This is a genomic window from Photorhabdus australis DSM 17609 (assembly GCF_000711895.1).
In the GTDB taxonomy this organism is placed as follows: Bacteria; Pseudomonadota; Gammaproteobacteria; order Enterobacterales; family Enterobacteriaceae; genus Photorhabdus; species Photorhabdus australis.
This window is the reverse complement of sequence record NZ_JONO01000130.1, coordinates 1-1,542: the sequence shown is the minus strand read 5'-3', so window position 1 is coordinate 1,542 and position 1,542 is coordinate 1. Positions and strand designations below refer to the sequence as shown.

Genomic DNA, 1,542 nt, shown 5'->3' with positions numbered 1-1,542 from the left:
TGCCCATTTTATCCAAAGAAGATAAAGAGATTACTCCGCGCTAAAAATTCAAGTAATTATTCCATTTTGGTTAAGCCAATTCATCTACGATTTTGCTTTTCAAACTGCTCGTAAATGAATTGGCTTTAAGAAAGAACCTTCCATCTATATATTAATTACCAACTCACGTCTGATGTAAGCAAGAAAGTCACTGAATTAACCTGTTCACGTAAATCATAAGAAATCTGCATACTGATTTCATCCGTGAAACGATATAGATCTTTCCAACCAAACTGCCTTTTTAAAATTTGTCTCGGTGGTATTGACTTAATCAGATCACCTAAATTTTCTCTAACCCATCCCCTATCCATAGAATGCTTCAACGGTGATAGCAATTCATTTGGAAATATAAACAAAGCTTTATCGTCTCTAAGCAATCTTAAAGTGATTTCATTTAATATTTTACTATTCCGTTCAAACGACAAAAAAACCCCCTCTGTCACCATATCAATACAAATATTAGGCACCACAGGAGAACCACTTGGCTTATTCCTATAAGGGATTAGCCCTTCATCAAAAATTTCTTGGTAGGTTTTCAAACTATTAATTAATGCATTAACATTGATCGCCATTATCTATATAACCTCTGTTCTTGATTAAACCAATTCATCTACGATTTTGTTTTTCAAACTGCTCGTAAATGAATTGGCTATTAAATAATATCTCCCATATTTATTATTGATTACCAACGCACTTCTGATGTGAGTAAAAAAGTTACCGATTTTACTCGCTCCATCATGTCATAAGAGATTTTCATACTTGTAGGAATGTGAAAATCAAATAATGTATATAACTCTTTCCATCCGAACTGACATTTCATGATCATTTGTGGTTTCTGTAATTTCTCAGGCTCGCCAAACTGCTCATGAACCCACTGTCGTGACATGAGAGGCACCAAAGGAGAAGGAAGCTCATTAGGAAACTGATATAGAGGTTTATTTTTATCAAACAAAGTCAACGTAATTTCTTTTAAACGCTTTCCCTCTCGATAAAACGCTAGAAACACCCCTTCTTTCACCATATCCAAGCATATCACTTCGTCACCAGAAAAACCTGTTGGCTTGGTTTTATAAGGGATTAATCCTTGATCAAAAATTTCCTGATAAGATTTTCCCAAACTGTTTATTAACGCTTCAACATTGATTGTCATTATTTGTATAACCCCTGTTCTTGGTTCAGCTTATGCATCTTGGCTCTGGTATCTTCAAGTTGTGCTTCTGTTGCTCCATATTCCTTCAATACAGGTTTGATTGCATCAAAGTCCCGATCAAGCGCTGACCGTAAATTCTTTGAATCTTGCTCTATCTGAGTAGAAGTATTCCTACCACCATAGGTAGCACTGAACTTCTGATGTACCTCTGCGGGTATAATGATAGAAGCTACCCCCTCAGATAATTCCTTGAATTCACGTTCATCTAATAATGGATATAACCGCTTAAAATAAGCTCTAACCGCAGCCGCCGAAGGCATATGATCTGCATGTGTTCCATTTCTTGGTCGCCC

At 36.1% G+C, this 1,542-nt stretch carries 2 protein-coding genes and 1 pseudogene; all 3 read right to left on the bottom strand.

Translation table 11 applies throughout. The features are described 5' to 3' along the window. Positions 1-155: 155 nt before the first annotated feature. The gene (locus tag BO26_RS18455) at positions 156-611 is read right to left on the bottom strand and encodes a DUF6392 family protein (RefSeq protein ID WP_036774080.1); all 456 of its coding nucleotides are present in this window, start codon (positions 609-611) and stop codon (positions 156-158) included. Between the two features lie 110 nt (positions 612-721). After that, positions 722-1,189: a DUF6392 family protein gene (locus BO26_RS18450; protein ID WP_036774079.1), complete on the bottom strand. Its 468-nt coding sequence runs from the start codon at positions 1,187-1,189 to the stop codon at positions 722-724. Then, positions 1,189-1,542, bottom strand: a pseudogene (locus tag BO26_RS18445) (S-type pyocin domain-containing protein); the annotation flags it as partial. The gene BO26_RS18450 and the pseudogene BO26_RS18445, both read right to left, overlap by 1 nt.

Excerpts from the sequence above, each read along its gene's own strand:
- BO26_RS18455 (WP_036774080.1), bottom strand. The coding sequence starts at position 611 with ATGGCGATCAATGTTAATGCATTAATTAATAGTTTGAAAACCTACCAA.
- BO26_RS18450 (WP_036774079.1), bottom strand. The coding sequence starts at position 1,189 with ATGACAATCAATGTTGAAGCGTTAATAAACAGTTTGGGAAAATCTTAT.